This is a genomic window from Moorena sp. SIO3B2 (assembly GCF_010692525.1).
Lineage (GTDB): Bacteria > Cyanobacteriota > Cyanobacteriia > Cyanobacteriales > Coleofasciculaceae > Moorena > Moorena producens.
In genome coordinates this window covers 1-3,049 of the sequence record NZ_JAAHHE010000575.1, presented here as the reverse complement: position 1 = coordinate 3,049, position 3,049 = coordinate 1, and the positions used below count along the sequence as shown (strand labels likewise).

Sequence of the window (3,049 nt, the reverse complement as noted above, 5' to 3'; positions counted from 1 at the left end):
ATGGCGAGACAGAATACATCGCAGAATATGACGATGGTACCCTCGTCCTGAGATTTACCTTATTCTTCCAAAATAAAAAGTCTCCAGGTCAATCCCAGACCTCATCGATTATTACTGCAAGTCTGGCTGCTGAAAAAAGTCTAGAGATTGCCCTCCAAGACCTAATTAGTACAATTTCCTTTGGACTCAGCGATTTAATTCCCCTGGAGTTATTGAGTTATTTCAAGGTGAACTCCAGCATCGTGATGGTGATTGATTGCCCTGCTAACCCAAATAATGCTGGTAATTCCAGTACCGTAGTTGCCAAGAAACGATCAATGCTGTTTAGTATTGGTTTCAATGGTCGCATCCTGTTTAACGACATTCCCCTAGTTAGCCAAGTTTTAACTCCTTCAACAGCCGACAGTGAGTTTGCCTTTGAATTTTTAGTGGCGTTACAGGAATTCTCCCGCAAACAGTTAATACAGGTTAACTACTTCCTTGAAGAAATAGGAGTACCCCTAAGAATCAAACCCCCCTGCAACAGCACTAATGTCCTGAAACGGGGTGCTTCTATTGGTGCTCACTTTGAAATTGGTCCCTATGTCAAAGCTTGGTTAACCCCCTTATCCCGTCCTAATACTACCAATACAACTCCGACTAATCCTACTCCTTCTGCTGCGGAAGAGAGCAGTAGTTTAATCCCAAAATGGTTGGTTAAGTTACTAAGACAAGGTATTGCTATTGTTAAAGGCTGGTTCACCTCGTCATCTCCCACCCCAATCACCCCTGCGACCGCTCCTGTAGCAGAACAAAATAGTAGTTTAGTTCCCACTAGCAATGTTCAAGTGCTTGCTGCTTCGAGTAGTTCTGGTTCCGGTGTTGGTTCTGGTTCGAGTGTTAGCTCCGACGATGATGAACTTCCGATTACCATTGTGGACAATGGTGCTTGGTTAACGGTGCAAAAATCCTTTGGACCTTTACACTTCGAGAAAGTAGGACTGGTTTATAAAAATCAAGAAATTCACCTCACGCCTCAATTTATTGTCGAGGTATCCCGTATGGTGCTGACCATTAATGGGCTATCGATAAGTTCTCCTTTGATGGAGTTTTCACCTTCGTTTAATCTGGATGGTTTTGGCTTAAAAGTTAACACCACTGGATTGGAAATAGGTGGTACTTTCTTGTTGGTTGAAGGCAGCAACTACAATGAATTTTTAGGAACAGCAGTAATCGGCTTAAAAGTTGGGAAAAGTGGCAAAAGATGTCTATCCCTATCTGCCATTGGGGCCTTTGCCGAATATAGTGACAGCGATAAATTTGGTCTATTTCTCTACTTAGCAGCCAACGAACCCTTTGGCGGTCCTCCTTTCTTCTTCGTTACAGGAATCTCAGGGGGATTTGGTTTTAACTACTCCCTAAATATACCTAGCTTTGATGAACTATTAACCTTTCCCTTTGTGGATGAGGCAGTTCATGGTAAAAAAGCACCAGATCCTGCTGATACAGCTAATACTATTGCTAATGAATTACAGACTTTATCAAACCAGATTGTTCCCGAAGTTGGGGCTTGGTTTGGGGCAGCAGGGATTAAATTCACCTGTTTTAAGATTGTTGATGGCTCTGGATTACTGAGTATTGCCCTGGATTCGAGTGGGTTTGAAATCGATTTCATTGCCCTTGTCACTTTAATGCTGCCTACCACCATAACGGGTCCCTTTGAACCCATTGCGGTGGCGCAAATGTTGATGCAGTCAAGGTTTGCTCCCGCTGAAGGGGTGTTGATGGTGCGGGGGCAATTAACCCCTAGTTCCTATGTTTTAAGCCGGGAGTGTCACCTAACAGGGGGTTATGCTTTCGGGCTATGGTTTGCTGGAGAACGCGCAGGGGATTTTGTGGTTACCCAAGGGGGCTACCATCCCTGTTTTTATGCTGCCGATCGCTATCCTGATGTACCTCGCTTAGGCTACAGTTGGCAGATTGATAATAATGCCTTTACTACCGCCCAGGTCTATTTTGCTCTGTGTGGCTATGGAGTAATGGTGGGTGGACTTTTTGCCATTGCCTTTAAGGCAGGTCCTTTGTGGGCTGAGTTTGATGCGGGCATTGACTTCTTAATTGCTTGGAAACCCTACCATTATGATACTTCCTGGCACCTGTTTGTGCGGGCGGGCATTGGTACCCTTGCCGTGGGTCTGGGGGTCAATGTTCGTTTTTGGGGTCCAGACTTCGGTTGTAAATTCAAGATCAGAATTATCATTATTACCGTCACCATCAAGATTGGTGATCAAACTTCTCAGTATCCCCTACCGATTGACTGGGATGAGTTTAAGGAAGCATTCTTACCCCCAGAGGATGAAGTTTGCAGCATTGCTGTGGTTGAGGGCTTAACCAAGCAAATTATCCGAGGAGAGGGAGAAAATCAAGAAGAAATCTGGGTGATTAATCCCAAAGATTTAGAACTAACCACCGATAGCATAATTCCTGCCAACAAGGTATGTACTTGGGGCGAAGAACAGTCTGTGGGTACTGAGACTGCATTTGGGGTTAATTCTATGGGAATTAAGAAAGAGAATTTAGGGACTATCAACAATATCGTTATTACTAAAGATGGCAGTGAAGAAAGCGCTAAAAGCCAATTCAAGTTTGAACCCATCACTAAATATGCCCCCATTGCTGCTTGGGGTAATCCCGTCTCTTCGGAACATATAGTTCCCCCAGAAGTTAATGGCGACCAGTTTGTGGAAAACGTCTTCTTTGGTTTCCGGATTGTTCCCGCCCAACAACCCAAACCTGGGGAAACCGAGGTAATTGGTGTGGAACATTTACTCTATGACACTTTACCCCTTGATAATTCTTATGTTTGGGAAATCATAGCAGCATTTGTCCCCGATGCCAGCTTAACAACGGAACAAGAAAAACGCGATCGCATTAACACAACTGTAGAGAGTAATTCCCAACGGGATGACGTTTTAACAGCATTAGGCTTTGACACTAGCAAAGTCAGTATCGATCCTGCTGTTTCGGATAGTTTTATTTTTGCACCACAGGTTAGTTAGGAGATTAGGAG

General features: G+C 44.1%; 1 protein-coding gene. It reads left to right on the top strand.

Features of this window, described 5'->3' with window-relative positions; genetic code table 11:
• On the top strand, window positions 1–3,038 hold a 3,038-nt coding region (locus tag F6K38_RS38190), incomplete at its 5' end, for a DUF6603 domain-containing protein (RefSeq protein WP_287360155.1).
• Window positions 3,039–3,049: the final 11 nt, after the last annotated feature.